Below are 19,149 nucleotides of genomic sequence, written 5' to 3'. Positions count from 1 at the left end.
TTGGCCGCGCGATACAGGTCAGAACTGGTAGATCAGGCGCGCGCCATAAGCCGGCTGCGCGCTTGCAAACCCCTCGGGCCGGTGAATGGCCCAACCCGCGAACGCATCCACGCTGGCGCCAAACCACCCGCCACGCAGGCCCACCGCGCCGCCGACCAGGCTGCGACCGCGCAGCCCGCTGGCACTGGTTCCATCGACACGGCCGGCATCCAGGCCCAGATAGGGCGTCAGCCCGAGCCGCTGGATCGGAAAACTCAGTGTGTTGCGCCAGTACGCGCCCTTCTCGGCGCCCAGGTTGGCTTCGCCATCGAAGCCACGCACGCTGTAGCGGCCACCGATGGTGACGAATTCAGAGCCAAGCAACAGTTCGCCGGCGGTCTGTGCCCGCAGGCTGCTTTCCCATGCCATCGGCACCGGGCCCAGCTTGAATGGCAGCGCCGCGCTCACGTCCAGCGTGGTCACGCCATAGCGGAAGGTCGGAAAACCGATCTGCGGGTCGTAGTCGGTCCATTGGCTGTTGAACCAGGGCGTGCCACGTCGATGCGCGATCCGCGCATCCAGCTGCAAGGCGCCCAGATAGCGCCGATGCGCAAGATAAAACTCCGCGCTGCTGGTATCGCGTCGCTGGATGCCGATTTCCACGCCATCCAGATAGCTGCGCGCACGCCGCCGGCCGATGACCACGCCGGCGGAGGTCTTGCTGGTGCCATCGCGATGCAGCACGCGCTGCAGATCCAGTTGCACGTTGCTGGACTCACCGCTGGAGCGGAAGGTCTGCAGAAACCCGTCCACGCGCTGGTGATAACGATACGCCGACGCCGACAGCGCGAACGTCCACCAGCCCCATGGCAGGCTATAGCCAAGACTGTTGCCACGGGTGCCGCGCTCGTCGTCGCGGGTGGCCAGGTCGTGGCTGTAGCCGACGCTGAGCAGGTCGTTGATGCCCAGCAGGTTATCCAGTGAAAGATCCAAGCCGCCCTGCACGCGGCCAGTCGCCTCCACGCCCGAGTCCTCGGCGTTGATGACACCACGCCAACGCCGCCCATGCTGCAGGGTGATGACCAGATCCGATTCGCCTGGCGCATCCCCGGGCGCGATATCGATCTTGGCGTCCTGCGACGGCAGGCGCTTGAACTGCTCTACCGCCTGCTCGATCGCGCGCAGATCCAGCAGATCTCCGGCGCGCAAGGGCAGCGCCGTCTTCCAGTGGGCGCCATCGGTATCGACGACGACACGGACCGACCGCAACCGCCCGGGCATCAATTCGAAGCGCAGTTCGCCACGCGACAGATCCTGCTCGGGCACACCGATGCGGGTGGTGACCAGGCCGCGTGCCACCAGCTGGTCCAAGGCGCGACGGCGGATGAGGTCGATGCCGGCACGTCCGATGCAACGGCCCTGGTACCGGCGCAGCGAGGTCCACAACCACGCAAAATCAGCTCCGTGTTCGCCTGCACCAGACAGACGCACGCGCGTGATGGGAAAGCACAGAGCTTCCGCCGGCAAGACGGTGCTGCGGGCATCCACGCGCCCGGCGTCCTCGCGCGGGCCGGCGAACGGCGCCTGGCGCTCCTGCTCCTGACGGCGCTGGATCTCTTCGGCCTGACGCAACTGTTCCTGCCGGTCCAGGCTGGTCGGCGCCGTTTGTTGAGCAGCCGCCGGCCTGGCGACCGCCCACAGGCAAGCTGCCAGCACCCATGGCGCCGATCGCATCCACATCTGTCCTGCCCCCTGTGCAACCGTCGTGCATCTGCACGCGATTGCTCGCACCGCCACGCCTGGCCGCCAAGACAGCGGCACGAATCAGGGACACGGCGAGTGCGGCGGTACTTTGCTGCAGCGTTAACGAGGCGTCAACGTTGCGTGTAGGGCCTACCCTGTAAGAAAAATCTGACAATCGAGCTTATGTGATGGATTTCACATAAAAATTGTGCACGTCTCGTCGCGTGCTTCCACACGTCGCCCCTTGCCCCATGCCTTACCGTGTCCGCAAGCGGAATCAACCGATGAACATCGCAGCAACACTGTGATGACGTTATTTTTACAAGGGCATACGCAGTATCGCCGATCTTTATAGCCAAGGATCGCTGGTGCCTTCTTCCTCCCCTTCGCTCGCACCACGTGCAGCGCGGTCGCCCTGACCTTACAGGCGCACTCACTCCCCTGCTCGGCCTCGCGTTGTTTGCTGCATGTGCGCCTCAGGCACACAGCGGTGAAGTGCGGCCTGCGGATGTGGCTGACGCCTCCATCGCCCTCACGCCCATGCAGCAGGCCGAGCAATTTCGCGGCCAGCAGCGCTATGCGGACGCGCTGGCCATCTATGAACGCGTGCTGCGTGCCGACTCGAGCGACAAGGGTGCCTACACGATGCGTGCACTTACGCTTAGCGACCTGGGAAGCGCGCAGCTGGCTGCCGAAGCGGTATGGCATCACCCCGACTGGTTTTCGCAGCAGGAGCGCGACCGCCTGGAAAATGATCGTGTCGCACGCATGATCGGATGGGCCGGAGCCGAACCGATCGATGCGGCGCACCGCTACGCGGAGACCGATCAGGCATTGGCCAATGTGGCGCGTATCGAACGCAGCGCACCACCGCAGGTCGCCAGCGAAGCGACGCGGTTGTGCGTCGATCGCCTGATCGCACTCAATCAGCGCCAGCGCCACCGCGATGTGGTGGCCGGGTATCAGGCGCTGCGCGCGCAGGGCATCGACGTACCCACGTATGTGCTTGCGACGGTGGGCGATTCGCTGATGGGCCTGCGCCGTCCCGCCGAGGCGGAAATCGTGCTGCGGCAGGCGCTGCAGCACAGCCCGGACGATTTCAACACGCAGGTCCTGCTTGGTTACGCCTTGCTTGAACAGGAGCGCTTCGATGCAGCGCTGCCGCTGTTCGAACGGCTGGCTGCCACGCAGGCACCCTGGCCGCGGCGGGCGGGCGCCACCAGTGGCTACGAAAACTGGGACCGCTTCAGCGCCGACATTGCACTGGCCACCGCGCGTTCTGCGGCCAACGACAACCGCAATGCCGAACGCCTGCTGCGCGAACGTGCAGCCATCGGCCCGGACAATGCCGAATTGCAGGCGGCGTTGGCCTCGATCCAGGCGCGGCGTGGGCACACCACCCAGGCCCTGCAGCGCAATCGGGTTGCACTGACGCTGGACCCGCACCAGAAACAGGCGCGTAGCGGCGTGGTCGAAACACAGCGCGATCTGGACCGCCCGGATCTGGCCGCAGCGCAGTTCAAGGCCCTGCGCAACGAGTATCCCGATGACGTGGGCCTGCAACGCCTGGGCACATCGCTGGAGCGCCAGCGTGGCTGGCAGGTGCATCTGAGCCAGGCCTGGGGCCGCAGCGAGAACGACAACCGCGCTACATCGATCTCACCGCTCGGCAATCATTTCGGCGGTACCTTGCTGGAGGCAGAGTCGCCATTACTCAGCGAGCGCTGGCGTGTAGGCCTGCGTGCCCGCGACGACTGGGCCGACTTTCAGGACACGCGCGTGCGCTACCGCAGCTTCTGGCTGGGCACGCATTACCGCTACGATCGCCTGGATGTCAGCGCGTATGCCGGCCGCGCCCTCGATGACTTCGACCGCGACGGTACCGCTTGGGCGCTGGATGCCGGCTGGCGCTTCTCCGATGCGTGGTACGGCAGCATCGCCTGGCGCACCCGCGACCCGGACGCATCACTGCAAGCGCGCCGCCTGGGCATCACCGCCGACAGCGTCGGCGCCACCGCGCGTTGGACGCCCAGCGACGAAAGCCGCTGGGAACTGCAGGTGCGCCAGTTGCGCTACAGCGATGGCAACCGTCGCGATCAACTCGATCTCTCCGGCAGCCAGCGCCTGTGGGCCCGCCCACATGTGCTGGTCGATGGGCTGTTCGCCGCATCCGCCGGGCGTGCGCAAGACGACCGCGTTGTCGACTATTTCAATCCGCGCCGCAGCGCAGGCGTGGCCGCGGGTGTGCGTATCGAGCAGATCGGCTGGCGCCGTTACGACCACGCGTTTCGGCAGCGATTGGAAGTCACCGCCGGCCCGACGTACCAGTCTGGCTTCGGCAGCCAATGGGTGCCTGCGGTTGCCTACCGGCATCTGTGGTCGCTCGGCGATGGCAGCGCCTTGACCTATGGCGTGAGCTGGGCGCACCCGGTGTATGACGGCCGGCGCGAACAACAACTTGGACTGGACCTGGATTTCCGATGGGGAGGTACGCCGTGATCCGCCTGCCGCTATTGCTGCTCGCGCTGCTGCTGACGACGTTTGCATCGTCGGCACAGGCGGGCCTGCTGGTGCTTAGCTACCACGATATCCGCGACGACGTCGCGGCCAAGGGCGACCCGGATCGTTACGCAGTGTCCACCAGCAACTTCGCTGCGCATCTGGACTGGCTGCGCTCGCATGCGTACCACCCGGTAAGCGTGCAGCAGGTGCTGGATGCACGCGCCGGCCGGCGCCCCCTGCCCTCGCGACCGGTGCTGCTCACCTTCGACGATGGCCTGCGCAGCGTCTATACGCGGGTATTTCCGTTGCTGCAGGCCTATGGCTACCCCGCGCTGGTTGCGCCGGTGACCAGTTGGGTCGAACTGCCTGCAGGCAGGGTCGTGCCCTATGGCCCGCGCGATTTTACTCGCGACGACTTCGTCACCTGGGCACAACTGCGCGAGATGCAGGACAGCGGCCTGGTGGAAATCGGCTCGCATAGCGACGACCTGCACAAGGGCATTGCCGGCAATCCGTTCGGTAATCAGACCCCTGCTGCGGTCACCCGGTTGTGGGATGCGAGCAGCGGCTACGAAAACGAAGCCGACTATCGCCAGCGCATCGAAACCGATCTGCGTCATAGCCGCGATGCAATCGTGGCGCATCTGGGTAAACCACCGCGCGCGATGGTGTGGCCCTACGCTGCCTACAACCGCGCCAGCAATGCCATTGCCGCGCAGCTGGGCATGACGCTCAGTTTCGACCTGGAAGGCCGCTCGCACGAAGCCGATATCGGCCAGCAGGGGCGCGACCGCGTGGACGGGCAATCGCTGGCCAGCCTGGGGCGCCTGCTGCTGTTCAACAACCCCGACGTACGCGATCTGGCCGGCGAACTGCGCCGCGATCTGACGCGCGATGGACTGCGCGCCATCCAGGTGGACCTGGATTACGTCTACGACCCAGACCCCGCACAGCTGGCGCGCAACCTCGATACGCTGGTCCAGCGCATCAAGGACATCGGCCCCAGCCATGTGTTCCTGCAGGCCTTTGCCGATCCCGATGGCGATGGCGCAGCCGATGCGCTGTATTTTCCCAACCGGCATCTGCCGATGCGCGCGGACCTGTTCGGGCGCGTGGCCTGGCAGCTACGTACCCGTGCCGGCGTGCGCGTGTTTGCGTGGTTGCCGGTGCTCGGCTTCCACCTGCCCGATGCGCAGCAACAGGCGGCGTTGCAGATCCGCGGCAACGATCCCAAGGACGTGCCACGGCTGGATCCGGGCAACCCGCGCACGCGCGCATTCGTTGCTGATGTCTATGAAGACCTTGCCGCCAATGCCTACTTCGAAGGGCTGCTCTTCCACGACGATGCCTACCTGCGCGACGATGAAGTGCCCGCCTATGGCAATGGCGATCCGGCCCGGCGCACCCAGGCGCTGATCGGCTTCACTCAACAGTTGAAGACCGCCGCCGAACGCTGGCGCCCCAAGCTGGTGACCGTGCGCAACCTGTTCGCGCAACCGGTGCTGGAACCGCACAGCGAAGCCTGGTTCGCACAGCGGCTGGAGGCGTTCACTGCTGCGTACGACTACACCGCATTGATGGCGATGCCGTACATGGAAAAGGCCGGCGACCCGCAGCAGTGGTTGAGCCAGTTGGCCAGGCGCGTCGGCGAAAAGCCGCAGGGCTTCGACAAGACCATCTTTGAACTGCAGACCGTCGATTGGCGGACCGGCAAGCCACTGGCCGACGGGGTGTTGCTCGCACACAGCCAGTTGCTGCTGGCCGCGGGCGTGCGCCACCTGGCGTATTACCCCGACGATTTCATTGGCGGCCATCCGTCCCTGCCCGAAGCGCGCGAGGCCATGTCGGCTCGCCAATTCCCCTATCTCGAGCGATGACCGATGACGACCAGCCTCTTACTGGCCGCCCTGTTCAACTTTGCGTTCTTCTACCCGATCATCATGGCGTTCTTCTGGATGATCGGCGGCATCTATTACTACCTGCGGCGCGAGCGCGGCACGCCCGGACCGTCCAAGCCGCCGCCGATGGCCAGCGAACCGTTCGTCACGCTGCTGATGCCCTGCTACAACGAGGCCAAGCACGTTGCCGAAACCATTGCGGCGATGAGCGCACAGCATTATGCGGACTACGAGATCATTGCCATCAACGATGGCAGCACCGACCGCACCGCCGAAGTACTGGACGATCTCACCCACCAGCATCCACGCCTGCGCGTGGTGCATCTTGAGCAAAATCACGGCAAGGCCAACGCCTTGCGCATCGGCACACTGGCAGCGCGCTCCGACTACCTGGTGTGCGTGGATGCCGATGCAATTCTAGACCCCAACGCAACCCGCTGGATGGTGGGCCACCTGATCGCCGGCCCACGCGTGGGCGGAGTCACCGGCAACGCGCGTGTACGCAACCGCACCACCTTGATGGGCCGCATGCAGGTGGGCGAATTTTCCGCCATCGTCGGGCTGATCAAACGCGCGCAACGCGTGTATGGCCGGTTGTTCACTGTCTCCGGCGTGATCTGCGCATTCCGTCGCTCGGCCTTGCACGACGTTGGCTTCTGGTCCGACAACATGGTCACCGAAGACATCGACATTTCCTGGCGGCTGCAGCTCGACGGCTGGGACATCCGTTACGAACCCAACGCTTTGTGCTGGATCCTGATGCCGGAGACCTTTCGCGGCCTGTGGATGCAGCGCCTGCGCTGGGCACGCGGCGGCGTGGAAGTACTGCTGAGCCATGGCCGGCGCGCACTGGCCTGGCGCAGCCGCCGTATGTGGGGCGTGCTGCTGGAGTACGCACTCAGCCTGATCTGGGCCTATGTGATGCTGCTCATCATCGTGCTGTGGGCACTGGGCAAGTTCATTTCTTTGCCGCCAGCCCTGTACGTGGACACCATCCTGCCGCGCTGGCACGGTCTGGTGCTGGCGGTGGTCTGCCTGCTGCAGTTCGGCACCAGCCTGCTGATCGAGCGCCGCTACGAAAAAGGCCTGGCACGCCAGTTCTTCTGGGTGATCTGGTACCCGGTCGCCTTCTGGATGATCGGCATGTTCACCGCCGTCATCGCCTTCCCCCGCGCGCTCATTGCCCGACGCAACACGCGCGCCCGCTGGAAAAGCCCCGACCGAGGAATCCAATGACACCGCCCGTCATCAACCTGCCGCAACGCCTGGGCCGCTCGCGCCGCCTCGCCTACGGCGCCGCCACCGCCGGCGCCTGGATGGTCTATTTCTACCTGTGGGCACCGCTGGCCACGCTGATCGCCTGGTTCCTGGGCTTGCGCAGCGCCTACACAGAGCTGTATCTGCAGCACAATGCCCTGGACCCCTTCGCACTCGGCGCATTACCGGTGATCGCCCTGATGAGCGCCATCACCACCGTCGGCTGGGCCGAATACAACCGCCTGCGCTTTGCCAACGCCGACAAGCGCAAGCGCCCCCGCACCGTACCCGAGCCGGAAGTAGATCAACGCCTGGGCGCCACCGAACAGCTTGGCGCCCTACTGCGCCACAGCCGCATCTCCACGGTATCGATGGACAAGTTCGCAAGGCCGGTGGCGGTGCGGGTGCTGCGGCATCGGTGAGGCGCGCCCCCGCTACGTCGGCATCGGTGGCACCAGAATGAGAATCCTGTGTGGTGGATAACTGTTCTGACGTAGGGGATGGCTAAACCAATGACAAGGTAGCCCCAAAAATCGAGCACATGAATTCGCCTAAGACCTTTAACTTCGAGGGCTAAAGAATCTGCAGAATTAGGCGTGAAAGCACAGCAAAACAGCAGTTCGTTGACCTGACACTCATGCGATCAACACCAACACGGACCCTAAGCATCGGCGTACCGTAGACAAGCCTGAATTGCAGGCTAGATCACCCCGATCAGGGGGCAACAATAATCATGGATAATCGATCGAATGCACTCAAAGCCATTTGCGTATTGGTCAGTTTCTTGATTTTAGGGGAAGCATCGGCCCAGAGATGCTGCCCCAGCGGTGGTTCGGGAGTGAGAGCGACAGGACTCGGCGACAACCATCCGAACGCGATGAACTTAGCACTGGATAATGCGTGGTCGATTTACGAATTTCAACGTGATGGCGTGACCTATGTCCAGATAAATGATGCTTCAGGGACATTGAGAGCGGTGGTAGCGCGTGTGGACAACGCGCTTTGGGTGGTACCAATGGGCAAGGATGTAGACCGCGTGTCGATACCCGCATTCAATTCGATTGGCACCGACAGCATCAATGCCATGGAGAATAACCCAACAAATGACATATCCCGTATGGTCTACCGGACTGCAAATTTCACTGTGTACGTCGAGTCGCAATCCACCGGGGAACATTGGCGTGTCTCTCCTTCACATTAGCGACCATTGCCTCTGCAACAAGGAAAGTAAGCACTAAAGCATGGCGGCGACGGAACGTGCCGCCATACGATTTCAGCCTAGCAGTGAATTCAGCCTCCACCTCGGGCGAGTCGCGTCGCATGGAGTCCACCAAGGCTGTATCCGCGAGCACACGTATCGCAATGCCTTGCCCACCTCGGCCCCGCCATACACGAGCTTGAATAAAATGTTTATTTGCCTGCGGCAAAAGCTCGATCGCACTGAGTGCGCAACGATATGCGGCCAATTGAAGACCAAGTGAAAGATGGCGACAGTCCCCTCGCAAATAATATTCAAACTGCGTGGACTTTAAACATGCAAGCGCTGGCGAGCGTAACGCCCGATATAACCCGTGCGTCTCTATCTCCAATGGGTACAGACTTGCAATATACTCCTGAAGAAGTTGAAGCTCAATCACCGCGACTCGCGTTATTTCCATTGCAGCTGCGTGATGTCCACGCGCACGGAGGTCTGCAACTATATCTTTGCGCATCCGATTGATCTGCACATTAATATCGGAATATTCCACAACCTTGCTGCGCAAGATACGCTCCGCCGCCATGCAATTATCTTTTACTGCCTCCTGCGCTTCCTTCTTAATACGACTAATGACGTCTACACGTTTCATTGGAACAGTCAAGCGAGCACCAAATATAAAGAGGCCAGCCCCCACTATGGCATGGACAAGCTGCACAATAAAAAGGTTTTGATCGTAAAAGCCAATTTGATGGACGTGCGATATGCTTATGGCAACTGCCACATTAGCCAACAGCGCACCCAACGCGGTCCCTATCAAACCATGACGTCGAGTCAGAAAAATTGCAGGCACTATTAACGCGATCATCAGGACATTGCGAAACAGCGCGGCGTGCGCATAATTAAGCGAGTAAAACACCAAGGAAATGGTAACCACAGAGGCAGTGAGATCACGCGGAAAATCAGTCCCAACTGGCTGTACTCGGCTCAGCGACCAGAGAATCACAGGGAGAAGGAACATCAATATACCAAGATAACTACCAAGCCAATAGCGGGATAAAATTCCCAAAAAATTCGGTGTTTCAGGCCCATTCAAGATCGTATTTAGTGCAATACTGCACAATGAATTACATAGCGCAATAGCAATGGCAAATTGAATTAAGAAGCGACTCTGAAGAACCAGGCCCCGAGAATAACGCCGGGCAACCCAAGTGAAATATGCAATCATCGGAGCATGCAAAAATGGGCTGATATAGGCCCAAATCAAATCGTAGCCCTGAAGTTGCGCCAAAGGCACACGGAGCCAAAGCATTGCAGCAGCATCACCTACCAGTAAAAATGGCCACTCACGATAGGGTCGAAACAACAAGGTGACTACGCGCAAACCGACTGGTAAATACCACTGATCGATCGAACAAAACCATAGCATCACAAACGTAAGTCCGTAACACATGCTAATTAGCATGCCTCTCAGGACTTCTCTAGCCACCCCCATGCCACCACTCCCTGGTTCCACGATTTGCTCTAGTCTGGATTGAACTGGATTTTGGAGTATAGCGGTGGCGCACACATTGCAAAGATCGGTTGGTTGGTTTGGCGCACCGCCTTCGCCCACGCAGCGCATTGCACCCTGGTGGTGCATCGGCCGTCATCTCTACCAACGCACGGTGTAGGTCGCCGGCAGCCGCAGCGGTCGATCAACCGCAGCTCAACCGATCAACGTGGCCAATGACGGATTGGCTCATCATCGCTACGGCACATTCGCCCTGATCGACGCTCCGACGCCGCGAGAGGTCCAGTATTGACGCGCAGGCAAACCCTGCGTGTCTGCCGGCGGGTTGGCCGCGCCCGCAGCGACCACACCAATGACAAGCGTCAGACTGGATGCCGCCCCGCCCCCTCATTGCCCGGCGGATGATGGCCGCATCTTTATCGCGCGGTATTGCCCCTGCTTGCCATAACGACGACCATTCTTCTCGAAGGTGGCACACAGTCGCCCTTCCCCGCAGGGCACCAGGTCCGCATGCGAGACCTGCTCCCAGTAGTCGATCGTACTTCGAAGCTGTGCGAGTTCGGTCCGTTTTTCATTGATGTCCTCAATCGAGTACACCACCGCGCCCAGGCCGAGAACACCTGCCGCAAGCATCGCCAGCGAGGCGATTCGCGCCCGCCGCGCGCCCCGCGTTTCGAAAGACTGTTGCGCCTGATTGTAGCGCTGGGTGGCCTGCTGCAACGTCTGGCCTGCATTGGCCAGCTGGTTGTTGAAGCGTTCGGCCGCCGGTTCCAGCGCCTGCGCCAATGCCTGATTGGTCAGCTGGGTCAGCCGTGGCAGCGCACTCTCCAGCACCCGGTTGATCTTGGCATCGGCGCTGCTGGCGGTGTTCTGTATCGCTTGCAGCTGTTCGGCGACCAGATCGCGCATGCGGCGTTCGCGCTGCTGCATGGATGACATCAGCATCGTCATGACCTTGGCGGTCTCTTGTAGCGAGGCGTTCGATGTATTCAACGCCATCATCATGTCTGCCATCGCAGCAGTATCTTGCCTGTCCATACAGTCTCCTACAGTCGTCTTGTCATAAAGCGATTGTGACTAACCACCCGCTCCGCCGCCGCCGTCTCCGCCACCATCCCCCATCTGCGGGCCGCCCTGCATCGGCCCCTTGGCGAACTCGGGCAGCGTCAGCACCATCACCGGCCCACGGCTGGTGTTGATTTGCGCCGACACATCCATTCCCAGCGCCTGGCGCGTGGCAACCTGCTCCTGCGCCTCCTGCTGGGCCTGCGCCTCCAGGAAATCATCGCCCTTCTTCAACAACGCCTGCGTCGCTGCGCTATTGGCCACCCGATGCATTGCCTGCTGGATCGCCAGCTCGTTCTTGCTGTCGAGCGCGTGGATCACCTCGTCCACGTCCGGGTCATCGGTGATGGAGTTGCGCGCGGACTGCGGTGAATGGCTGGACACATCGCCTGTCTGCGACGCACTGGCGCCTGGCACCCAAGCGCCGGCTTGCGCCATGGATTCGCTGGGCACGCCAGGGATTTGCGCCGTTGCTTGGAATGCCTCCACGCGGCTGTTGCCCTGGTCCCAGGCGCGGTCGTGACCGAAGGGATACGATTCTCCGCGCGCGCGGTGCTGCTGCCATTGCTGGTGGAAACGTTCGTCTTCTCGATCCGCCAGCGCGATCTCCTGTTGCAGCTGGCGCAGCGAGCGCATGCTCTCCTCCAGGAACAGTGCACTGCCTGGGTCGGCGGCACCACGATCCTGTGGCGGCGTCGCTTGGGCCCGCGACGCTGGCGCTGCTGTCAGCCCTTCAGCCAGGCGACGCTCGGCACTGGTTTCGAGCGATTGTTGGTGTGCTTGCGCCAGGCCTGCTGCGGGCGGGACCGGCTCGCGATGTTCGACAGGAAAAGCGTCCGAAGGACTGGGCTGCTCTGCCTCAGCGTCCCGGGAAGCAATGGCAAAGACCGCGTGCGGCGAGGCCATCAACGATTCTGTTGTCGCAGGCAGTGCTTGGGGCATGACGGCAAGCCATTCCTGCCGATCGGTCGCCTCCTGTTGCCACACCGATGCTTGCTCTATCTCCGCCGGCCGCATTTGCACGTTGGGGTATAGCGCTGGTAGCACTGCGTTGGACTCGGCACGTTGCGAACTCTCGTTGCGCGACTCCAGATGCTCGGGGGGTGCCACTTGCAGGCGTGCGCAGTCGCCGCTCTCCACGACGTGTGACCCGGATGCGCGCTCGGCGCTCTGGCGCCACTGCGGGTCACCGAGAACCGGTTCTTGATGCAATCGTTGCTGTGCGTCGGGGGCAAGGTGTTCGCGTGCATGCGGGTTGCGCGCCTGCGGTTGTGGGCGCTCCTCCTGCTGCACCTGCGAAGTCGTCCCTCGTTGCGCAAGCGGCACATCTTGCGGGCGCGGCTGAGCGGCCGGTTGTTGCGAGGACTCCTGCAGCCGGTCCTGCTGCTGTTGAAGCCCCTGGGTTTGTTGCTGTTGGTAATGGGCCTGGTGGGCCTGACGATTCTCGACCTCGACCTGTTGGACTTCATCTTGGCGGGCTTCTTGAGCTTGGCGTTCCTGCTGCCCATGCTGCGCATCATCCTGGGCCCGCTGTTGCTGGAGGCGTGTTTCCTCGCGCTCCTGATGCTCACGTTGCTGGCTGGTCTGTGCCTGGCGCTCCTGTACCTGGCGCTGTTCCTGTTCACGCTGCTGCTCCGCGTCGCGCTGAGCGTCCAACACCGCGTGTGCCTGGAGCGCCTGCTCGTCACGATCTGGGTCCTGAGACGCCGTTGGTACCTGCCCAAGGCGCTCACGTACCTTTGCGGCGTGTTGCTGCTGCGCCCTGCGAGCCTGCTCGGCGTCTTCCTGGCGCTCCTGCGCCGCGCTGGCGGCCTGCATGCGCGCCTGGATATCGAGCACCCGCTGTGGAGTCGAAGACTCGGAGGTCGAGGTATCTATATCTGTGTCCGTGTCTGCGCTGCGCTCCTGCGCATGCCCAAGGCTTGCCGGCTCCTGCCGATGGCCCTGCACCTCGTGCAGTGCCTGCCGAATCTCGTCGCTGCCGGTGATGGCCACTACGCGCGTAATGCCATCGGACCCCTGTTGCAGGTGGGCGATGGGGCTGTCATAGCCGTAGTGCCCGGCCGCATTGCGCTGCAGCTGCTGCATGGTCGGACCGGTGATGCCGTGCGCCTGCCTGGTGCGCTGTGTCGCAAGCTCCACGGCCTGCTGAGTCTGCGGGTTGACGTTCAAATCGACGCCTGCAGCCCGGTAGCGGTGCAGCAACTCGTTGTGGTCCCGCTGGGCCGCTGTGGGCGCGGGAAGCGCCTGGATCGCCGCCAAGGCTTGCTGGGCACGCTCCAGCGAGGATTGCCGCAACTGATTGGTCAGTTCCAGCTCCACCGCCAGATTGCCGCTGGCCACGCCGTATTTTCCGGCCCACTGTCCCGTCTCGGTGCGCTGGTAAAGCTGGGCATCCGACCCCAGCACCACGCCGGGCTTGGCCTGGACCGCCCGGACTGCCGCCGGCACTTCGACCCCGTAGGCCTGTGCGCGCTGCGCGGCGTGGTGTTCCAGATAGACAGCAGCGATCGCCTCGCGGCCGGTGGCGATATTGTGTTCGATGCGCCCCAGGGCTTCCTGATTGAGCTGCTGCGCACGCTCCGGTGAAGCCAGTTGAACCGCATAACTGCACAACTCATCGGTGCCGGAGGCCGCTGTCCTGACCTGGCGCTCCCAGGTCTGACGCGCGGAATTGCGCTGCCAGTGTTGGTTATCCAGGCCCACTTGGTCATCTGGTCGCGCAGGGAGGTTGAACGGGTCCTGTGGCGGCGATGTCTTGCCCAATGCCAGTTCCACTGCCTTGGCATTAGCCAGGGCGCCGAGTTCCTGGGACTTTTCGTAGCTGGATACCACCGGGTGATCGTCCGTCGCGCGACGACCGTGCTGTGCGGTATCGATAGACGCTTCGCGCTCCCAGTTGCGGCCATTGAACTGCCACTCCACGCCCTGCTTGTCGGTCTGGTGATAGATGGCGCGGTTGTCCAGCAGATCGGCGCCCTTGTCGAAGGCCTTGCTCATCAATAGCGCATCGCCCACCACCAAGGCGGCGGGCACGAAACCGCTGCCGCCCAGCGCTGCAGCGGTGGACGCACCACCAGCCCAGCCGCCGACATTGCGGGCCAGCGCATGAGTGACCTCCGATTGCGCGGCGGTGGCATTACCTTGTTCCAGCAACTCGGCCGAGCGGCGCGCGGTCAGCACCGCATCTGCGCCCGTCGCCAGCAAACCACCCGAGCGCACCAGGGTGCTGGCGGAGGCTTCGCCCAGCAGTAGTTGCAGGGACACAGCACCGCGTTGACCCAGGGGAACTTTTAGCTGTCTGGCAGCCTCCTCGCCCAGGGTGTTCTCGACTACGGCGATACCGTTCGGTGATACGGTCAAACGGCCGTTGCTGTGGGCGTTGGAAATGGCTTGGGCCAGACCATTTCGCTGAAGCTCATCCACACCGCCACGCGTCAAAGGATTGGGGGCGTTCTGAATATACTGGAGCGTGCTGACCACACGCCCTTCGGTATGCGTCACTGCCGCCCAGCCGTTGTCCACGGCCGCGTAGCCCTTCAGGCCCCGCAGTTGCGCCGCATGGATCTGGCGATACGTCGCTTCATTACGGAAGAAGCTCTGAACACCAGGACGGATATCGTCGGGCCGAAGGCCAAACGGCGAATTGGTGTACAAGTCTCCGTTGATAAGGCCGATGCGTACCGTATCGCGGAGGGTCTCTATGCGCCCGCTGACGCGAGCCAGAGCATCAGCGTCGCCAGCTATCGCAGCAACTCCGTCAGGAGATAGCTCCAAACGCCTCAACCGCCTTTGCAACCCGACTTGATAGTCAGCGATAGGGCCGCCGCTATGAGGCGTGACACCTAAGATCTGCGCAAACGTTCGATTGGCTGGTAGAAAGATCCGGTTCTCGGGAGCATGAATATCGAAATATCCTGAATCAGAAAGCGATCTAAGCAACTGGCTTCTCTCAAGCGTCTGTTGCTCGATGGCGTGATGATCTTGAAAGATAGGTCTGCTGCGAGGCATGGATCAGACTCCGTTTGCGCAACGTTTCCTAAGCCATTAGGCGTCCGCCGCGTCGATGAACCAAAGGCCGTCGTCGTCTGTATCGGTCCTGATGCCCACCAAAGCGACTGCGTCCTTGAAGACCCGGTCGCAGAACACTTCGATTGCATAAGGCGTCTTGAAAACATGCGCAAGCCCCAACCGCTCGCGGTTGAAGGTGACGCTGGCACCACCGGTGAGATCGTAGAACTTACCGTTGACGAAGTCTTCGGTTGTATCGATGAAAAGTGTGGATGCGTCTTCATCCAGTGCGTCAATCTCCTGGATTACGTCGCAGAGCAAGTGGCGTGGTCCTTGCGAGCCATCAGCCAAACGGTAGTCCACCTCGGCGAAAGCGAAGGCGTTAGGGTCGACTGAGACCATGACTTGGTAAAGCCGCTCGGATACTAGCCAGTAGCCACTGAAGCCAGGCTCCAAGTCCTTGGGCGGCGGGCCTTTGCTGGGCTGGTAGACCAGACGCGGCGTTTCGCGCAGCGGAGGGAAACCGCCACCTACCGGCTTCAAGATCAAGCGTGGAGGAGACAGCAAGCGGTTGACATTCTCAAAGACAACCCCGTTCACCGGTCCGTTGATCGTACCCGCTTCAAGGATAAAGAACTCCCCAGCTTTAGGCTGATTGGCCGTCGTCGTTTCCATGCGTTGTGTCCCGCTCATTGATTTATGTCGTCAGGATCGTTGCGCCACAGTCTAGCGCCGCTGTGACATTTTCGCGCAGACGGTGCAACGGCGGTGCTTTGCTCGCTGTTTTGCACATTCTCACCTGGCGTTCCCAGGTCTGACGCGCGGAATTGCGCTGCCAGTGTTGGTTATCCAGGCCCACTTGGTCACTTGGTCGCGCAGGGAGGTTGAACGGGTCCTGCGGCGGCGGTACCTTGCCCAATGCCAGTTCCACTGCCTTAGCATTAGCCAGGGCGCCGAGTTCCTGGGACTTTTCGTAGCTGGATACCACCGGCTGATCGTCCGTCGCGCGACGACCGTGCTGTGTGGTGTCGATCGCTGCTTCGCGCCGCCAGTTGCGGCCATTGAACTGCCACTCCACGCCCTGCTTGTCGGTCTGGTGATAGATGGCGCGGTTGTCCAGCAGATCGGCGCCCTTGTCGAAGGCCTTGCTCATCAATAGCGCATCGCCCACCACCAAGGCGGCGGGCACGAAACCGCTGCCGCCCAGCGCTGCAGCGGTGGACGCACCACCAGCCCAGCCGCCGACATTGCGGGCCAGCGCATGAGTGACCTCCGATTGCGCGGCGGTGGCATTACCTTGTTCCAGCAACTCGGCCGAGCGGCGCGCGGTCAGCACCGCACCTGCACCCGTCGCCCACAAGCCGCAAGAACGCAGCAGGGTGCCGGCCGAAGCACTACCGAGCAGCACGTCCACGGAGGCGACACCGCGCTGGCCGCGAGGAAGCCGCAAAAGTCTGGCGGCTTCCTCGCCCAACGTCTGCTCGACCTTCGGGATGGCTTGCACTAAAAGAACGACACGACCATCGTGATGGGCATTGAAAATGGCAAGGGAAAGGCCGCTACGCTGGAGCGGCAAGTTTCCACCCCGGACGATGCCCGCTGCGCAGCGTGGCATTCCAGGTAGGCGGTCGCAATGGCTTGGCGCCTCGTAGCGATGTTGCGCTTGATGCGTGATAGCGCCTTGTATTTGAGCTGCCGCGTCTTGCGCAGCTGTCGATGGCTGCGGCCGCAGGCCCCTATGAGTCACCTTTTACAAAGCGGTTGATATCAACTGCAAGAACGCACAAGGCCGCGCGATGCGCGGCCTTGTGCGTTCTCAATCCAGACATCGAAATAACAGCTGGAATCAGCCCTCCATCTGCTCCAGCTCCTTGCCCTTGGTCTCATAGACGTACTTGAGCACGAAGAACACCGAGATGAAGGCGGCGACGGTGTAGATGCCGTAAGCGCCTGCCAGTCCAATGCTGCCCAGCAGGATCGGGAAACTGACGGTGATGGCGAAGTTGGAGGTCCACTGCGCGGCGCCGGCAATGGCCAGGCCCGAGCCACGGATCTGGTTGGGGAACATCTCGCCCAGCATGACCCACATCACCGGGCCCCAGGAAGCATTGAAGAACACCACGTAGACGTTGGCCGCCACCAGCGCCAGCATGCCCATGGCGTCGGACATGGCGAGCTTGCCGTTGGGGTCCAGCGAGGCGGTGGCGAACGCATAGGTGACCAATGCCAACGACACCGCCATGCCGGCCGAGCCGATCCACAGCAGCGGCTTGCGGCCGATCTTGTCCACCAGCATCACCGTGACCAGGCAGGCGCCGATGCTCAGTCCGCCGGAAAGTACGTTGATGAGCAATGCGTCCTGCTCGGAAAAGCCGACCGCCTGCCACAGCACCGCGCCGTAGTAGAACACCACGTTGATGCCGACCAACTGCTGGAATACCGCCAGGCCCACGCCGATCCAGACGATGGGGCGCACCTTGCCGGTGGCCTTGTTGATGAGGTCCGAGAACTTGGGCTTATGCTGGTCGGCCGACATCGAGGCAGAGATTTCCGCCAGCTTGGTCTGCGCGGCGGCGTTGCCGTACAGGCGCTTGAGCACCACCAGCGCCTGCTCGCGACGACCTTTGACCACCAGGTAGCGCGGGCTCTCGGGGATGACCAGCAGTAGCACCAGGAACAACAGCGACGGGATGGCCTGCATCCAGAACATCCAGCGCCAGGCAGCCTGCCCTGCCCACAACGGTTCGGTAGAGGCACCGGCAGCGTTGGCCAGCAGGTAGTTGCTCAGGAAGGCGCAGAACAGCCCGCTGATGATGGCGATCTGCTGCATCGTGGCCAACCGGCCGCGGTAACGCGCAGAGGCGACCTCGGCGATATAGGCCGGTGAAATGACACTCGCCGCACCAACGGCGAAGCCGCCCATCACGCGTGCAAAGATGAAGAAGCCGGAGCTGTGTGCGGCACCGGCACCGATGGCCGAGAGCAGGAACAGCGCAGCGGAAATAATCAGCACCGCGCGGCGGCCCCAGCGGTCGGCCAGGCGACCAGCAAAGAAGGCGCCGATGGCGCAGCCCAGCAGCATCGAGGCGACCTCGAAACCGGTTTCGGCGGCGGTGGATTGGAAGGTCTGTTTCAAGCCATCGACGGTGCCATTGATCACGCCGCTGTCGAAGCCAAACAGGAAGCCGCCGATCGTGGCAACGCAGCTGATCAGGATGATGAAACGGGTGTTCTCGCCGGCATCGGGCGCGCCGTCAATGGAAACACTGGACATGGGTTCACCTGGGAACATGCAAGGGAGCGACCACGGGGGTGGACGCCATCGGCCGGCGACGCAGTGCGCCGCCGACCACGGGACATCAACGCGTCAGATACTGATTGATGAGGTTCTCGTAGGCTTCCTGGCGGCCGCTGATCTGCGTGGGCGCATTGCCGGCAGCGTGCTTGGCCAGGTCGGCCAGCGTGCTGCTGCCGTTGGCAAACGCCGCACCGGCGCCGCTGTCGAAGCTGGCGTAGCGCTCTTTGCGCCAGGTTTCCAGCGGCGAAGCCGTCAGCAGTGCATTGGCCACTTCCAGCCCGCGCGCGAACGCGTCCATGCCACCGATATGCGCCAGGAACAGGTCCTGCGGGTCGGACGATTCGCGGCGCACCTTGGCATCGAAATTCAAGCCGCCCGGTGCCAGCCCGCCCTGGCGCAGCACCACCAGCATCGCGCCGACAGTGTCATACAGGTCGGTCGGGAACTGGTCGGTGTCCCAGCCGTTCTGCGGGTTGCCGCGGTTGGCATCGATGCTGCCCATCAGGCCGGCATCGCTGGCAACCTGCAGATCGTGCTCGAAGCTGTGGCCGGACAGCGTGGCGTGGTTGGCTTCGATATTGAGCTTGAAGTCCTGGTCCAGGCCGTGCTGGCGCAGGAAGCCGATGACCGTGGCGCTGTCGAAGTCGTACTGGTGCTTCATCGGCTCCATTGGCTTGGGCTCGATCAG

The 19,149-nt window shown here is 62.5% G+C and carries 11 protein-coding genes and 1 pseudogene; 4 read left to right on the top strand and 8 right to left on the bottom strand.

All coding sequences use genetic code 11. The features are described 5' to 3' along the window. Nucleotides 1-18: 18 nt before the first annotated feature. Nucleotides 19-1,719 carry a ShlB/FhaC/HecB family hemolysin secretion/activation protein gene (locus XcuCFBP2542_RS15745; RefSeq protein ID WP_104604739.1) on the bottom strand — a complete coding sequence of 567 codons (1,701 nt, stop codon included), beginning with the start codon at nt 1,717-1,719 and terminating at the stop codon, nt 19-21. A 543-nt stretch (nt 1,720-2,262) separates the two neighbouring features. On the opposite strand from XcuCFBP2542_RS15745, the gene XcuCFBP2542_RS15740 reads away from it, so the two are divergent. Genes XcuCFBP2542_RS15740 through pgaD form a run of 4 tightly spaced genes read left to right on the top strand, consistent with a single transcriptional unit; the run spans nt 2,263 to nt 7,801 of the window. Further along, entirely contained in the window at nt 2,263-4,221 is a 1,959-nt protein-coding gene (locus XcuCFBP2542_RS15740; protein ID WP_104604737.1) for a tetratricopeptide repeat protein, read from the top strand. Next, nucleotides 4,203-6,101 carry a poly-beta-1,6-N-acetyl-D-glucosamine N-deacetylase PgaB gene (gene pgaB / locus XcuCFBP2542_RS15735; protein WP_104604735.1) on the top strand — a complete coding sequence of 633 codons (1,899 nt, stop codon included), beginning with the start codon at nt 4,203-4,205 and terminating at the stop codon, nt 6,099-6,101. The genes XcuCFBP2542_RS15740 and pgaB overlap by 19 nt, the downstream gene beginning before the upstream one ends. A gap of 3 nt (nt 6,102-6,104) precedes the next feature. Continuing rightward, complete coding sequence (pgaC, locus tag XcuCFBP2542_RS15730) at nt 6,105-7,358, top strand: poly-beta-1,6-N-acetyl-D-glucosamine synthase (RefSeq protein WP_104604733.1); 1,254 nt, start codon at nt 6,105-6,107, stop codon at nt 7,356-7,358. Beyond that, complete coding sequence (pgaD, locus tag XcuCFBP2542_RS15725) at nt 7,355-7,801, top strand: poly-beta-1,6-N-acetyl-D-glucosamine biosynthesis protein PgaD (RefSeq protein WP_104604731.1); 447 nt, start codon at nt 7,355-7,357, stop codon at nt 7,799-7,801. The genes pgaC and pgaD overlap by 4 nt, the downstream gene beginning before the upstream one ends. Nucleotides 7,802-8,518: 717 nt before the next feature. Here pgaD and XcuCFBP2542_RS15715 read toward each other — a convergent pair. The 7 genes and pseudogenes from XcuCFBP2542_RS15715 to XcuCFBP2542_RS15685 all read right to left on the bottom strand — a co-directional run. Then, on the bottom strand, nt 8,519-10,069 hold the full coding sequence (locus XcuCFBP2542_RS15715) for an MASE1 domain-containing protein (protein ID WP_104604727.1): 1,551 nt from the start codon (nt 10,067-10,069) through the stop codon (nt 8,519-8,521). A gap of 405 nt (nt 10,070-10,474) precedes the next feature. After that, nucleotides 10,475-11,125 carry a hypothetical protein gene (locus XcuCFBP2542_RS15710; protein WP_104604725.1) on the bottom strand — a complete coding sequence of 217 codons (651 nt, stop codon included), beginning with the start codon at nt 11,123-11,125 and terminating at the stop codon, nt 10,475-10,477. 39 nt (nt 11,126-11,164) lie between these two features. Further along, entirely contained in the window at nt 11,165-15,163 is a 3,999-nt protein-coding gene (locus XcuCFBP2542_RS15705; protein ID WP_104604723.1) for a hypothetical protein, read from the bottom strand. A gap of 36 nt (nt 15,164-15,199) precedes the next feature. Beyond that, the gene (locus XcuCFBP2542_RS15700; protein WP_104604721.1) at nt 15,200-15,838 is read right to left on the bottom strand and encodes a DUF1629 domain-containing protein; all 639 of its coding nucleotides are present in this window, start codon (nt 15,836-15,838) and stop codon (nt 15,200-15,202) included. Nucleotides 15,839-15,956: 118 nt separating this feature from the next. Next, nucleotides 15,957-16,577: pseudogene (locus tag XcuCFBP2542_RS15695) on the bottom strand (hypothetical protein); the annotation flags it as partial. 432 nt (nt 16,578-17,009) lie between these two features. Further along, complete coding sequence (locus XcuCFBP2542_RS15690) at nt 17,010-18,437, bottom strand: sugar porter family MFS transporter (protein ID WP_170067011.1); 1,428 nt, start codon at nt 18,435-18,437, stop codon at nt 17,010-17,012. A gap of 85 nt (nt 18,438-18,522) precedes the next feature. Further along, the coding region (locus tag XcuCFBP2542_RS15685) for an apurinic/apyrimidinic endonuclease family protein (RefSeq protein WP_484606941.1) at nt 18,523-19,149 on the bottom strand (627 nt) is incomplete at its 5' end.

Origin of the sequence: Xanthomonas cucurbitae (assembly GCF_002939885.1) — a bacterium.
Lineage (GTDB): Bacteria > Pseudomonadota > Gammaproteobacteria > Xanthomonadales > Xanthomonadaceae > Xanthomonas > Xanthomonas cucurbitae.
This window is presented reverse-complemented; position numbering and strand designations above follow the sequence as displayed.

Excerpts from the sequence above, each read along its gene's own strand:
- XcuCFBP2542_RS15705 (WP_104604723.1), bottom strand. The coding sequence starts at position 15,163 with ATGCCTCGCAGCAGACCTATCTTTCAAGATCATCACGCCATCGAGCAA.
- XcuCFBP2542_RS15710 (WP_104604725.1), bottom strand. The coding sequence starts at position 11,125 with ATGGACAGGCAAGATACTGCTGCGATGGCAGACATGATGATGGCGTTG.
- XcuCFBP2542_RS15745 (WP_104604739.1), bottom strand. The coding sequence starts at position 1,719 with ATGTGGATGCGATCGGCGCCATGGGTGCTGGCAGCTTGCCTGTGGGCG.
- XcuCFBP2542_RS15690 (WP_170067011.1), bottom strand. The coding sequence starts at position 18,437 with ATGTCCAGTGTTTCCATTGACGGCGCGCCCGATGCCGGCGAGAACACC.
- pgaB (WP_104604735.1), top strand. The coding sequence starts at position 4,203 with ATGGGGAGGTACGCCGTGATCCGCCTGCCGCTATTGCTGCTCGCGCTG.
- pgaD (WP_104604731.1), top strand. The coding sequence starts at position 7,355 with ATGACACCGCCCGTCATCAACCTGCCGCAACGCCTGGGCCGCTCGCGC.
- XcuCFBP2542_RS15740 (WP_104604737.1), top strand. The coding sequence starts at position 2,263 with ATGCAGCAGGCCGAGCAATTTCGCGGCCAGCAGCGCTATGCGGACGCG.
- pgaC (WP_104604733.1), top strand. The coding sequence starts at position 6,105 with ATGACGACCAGCCTCTTACTGGCCGCCCTGTTCAACTTTGCGTTCTTC.
- XcuCFBP2542_RS15700 (WP_104604721.1), bottom strand. The coding sequence starts at position 15,838 with ATGGAAACGACGACGGCCAATCAGCCTAAAGCTGGGGAGTTCTTTATC.
- XcuCFBP2542_RS15715 (WP_104604727.1), bottom strand. The coding sequence starts at position 10,069 with ATGGGGGTGGCTAGAGAAGTCCTGAGAGGCATGCTAATTAGCATGTGT.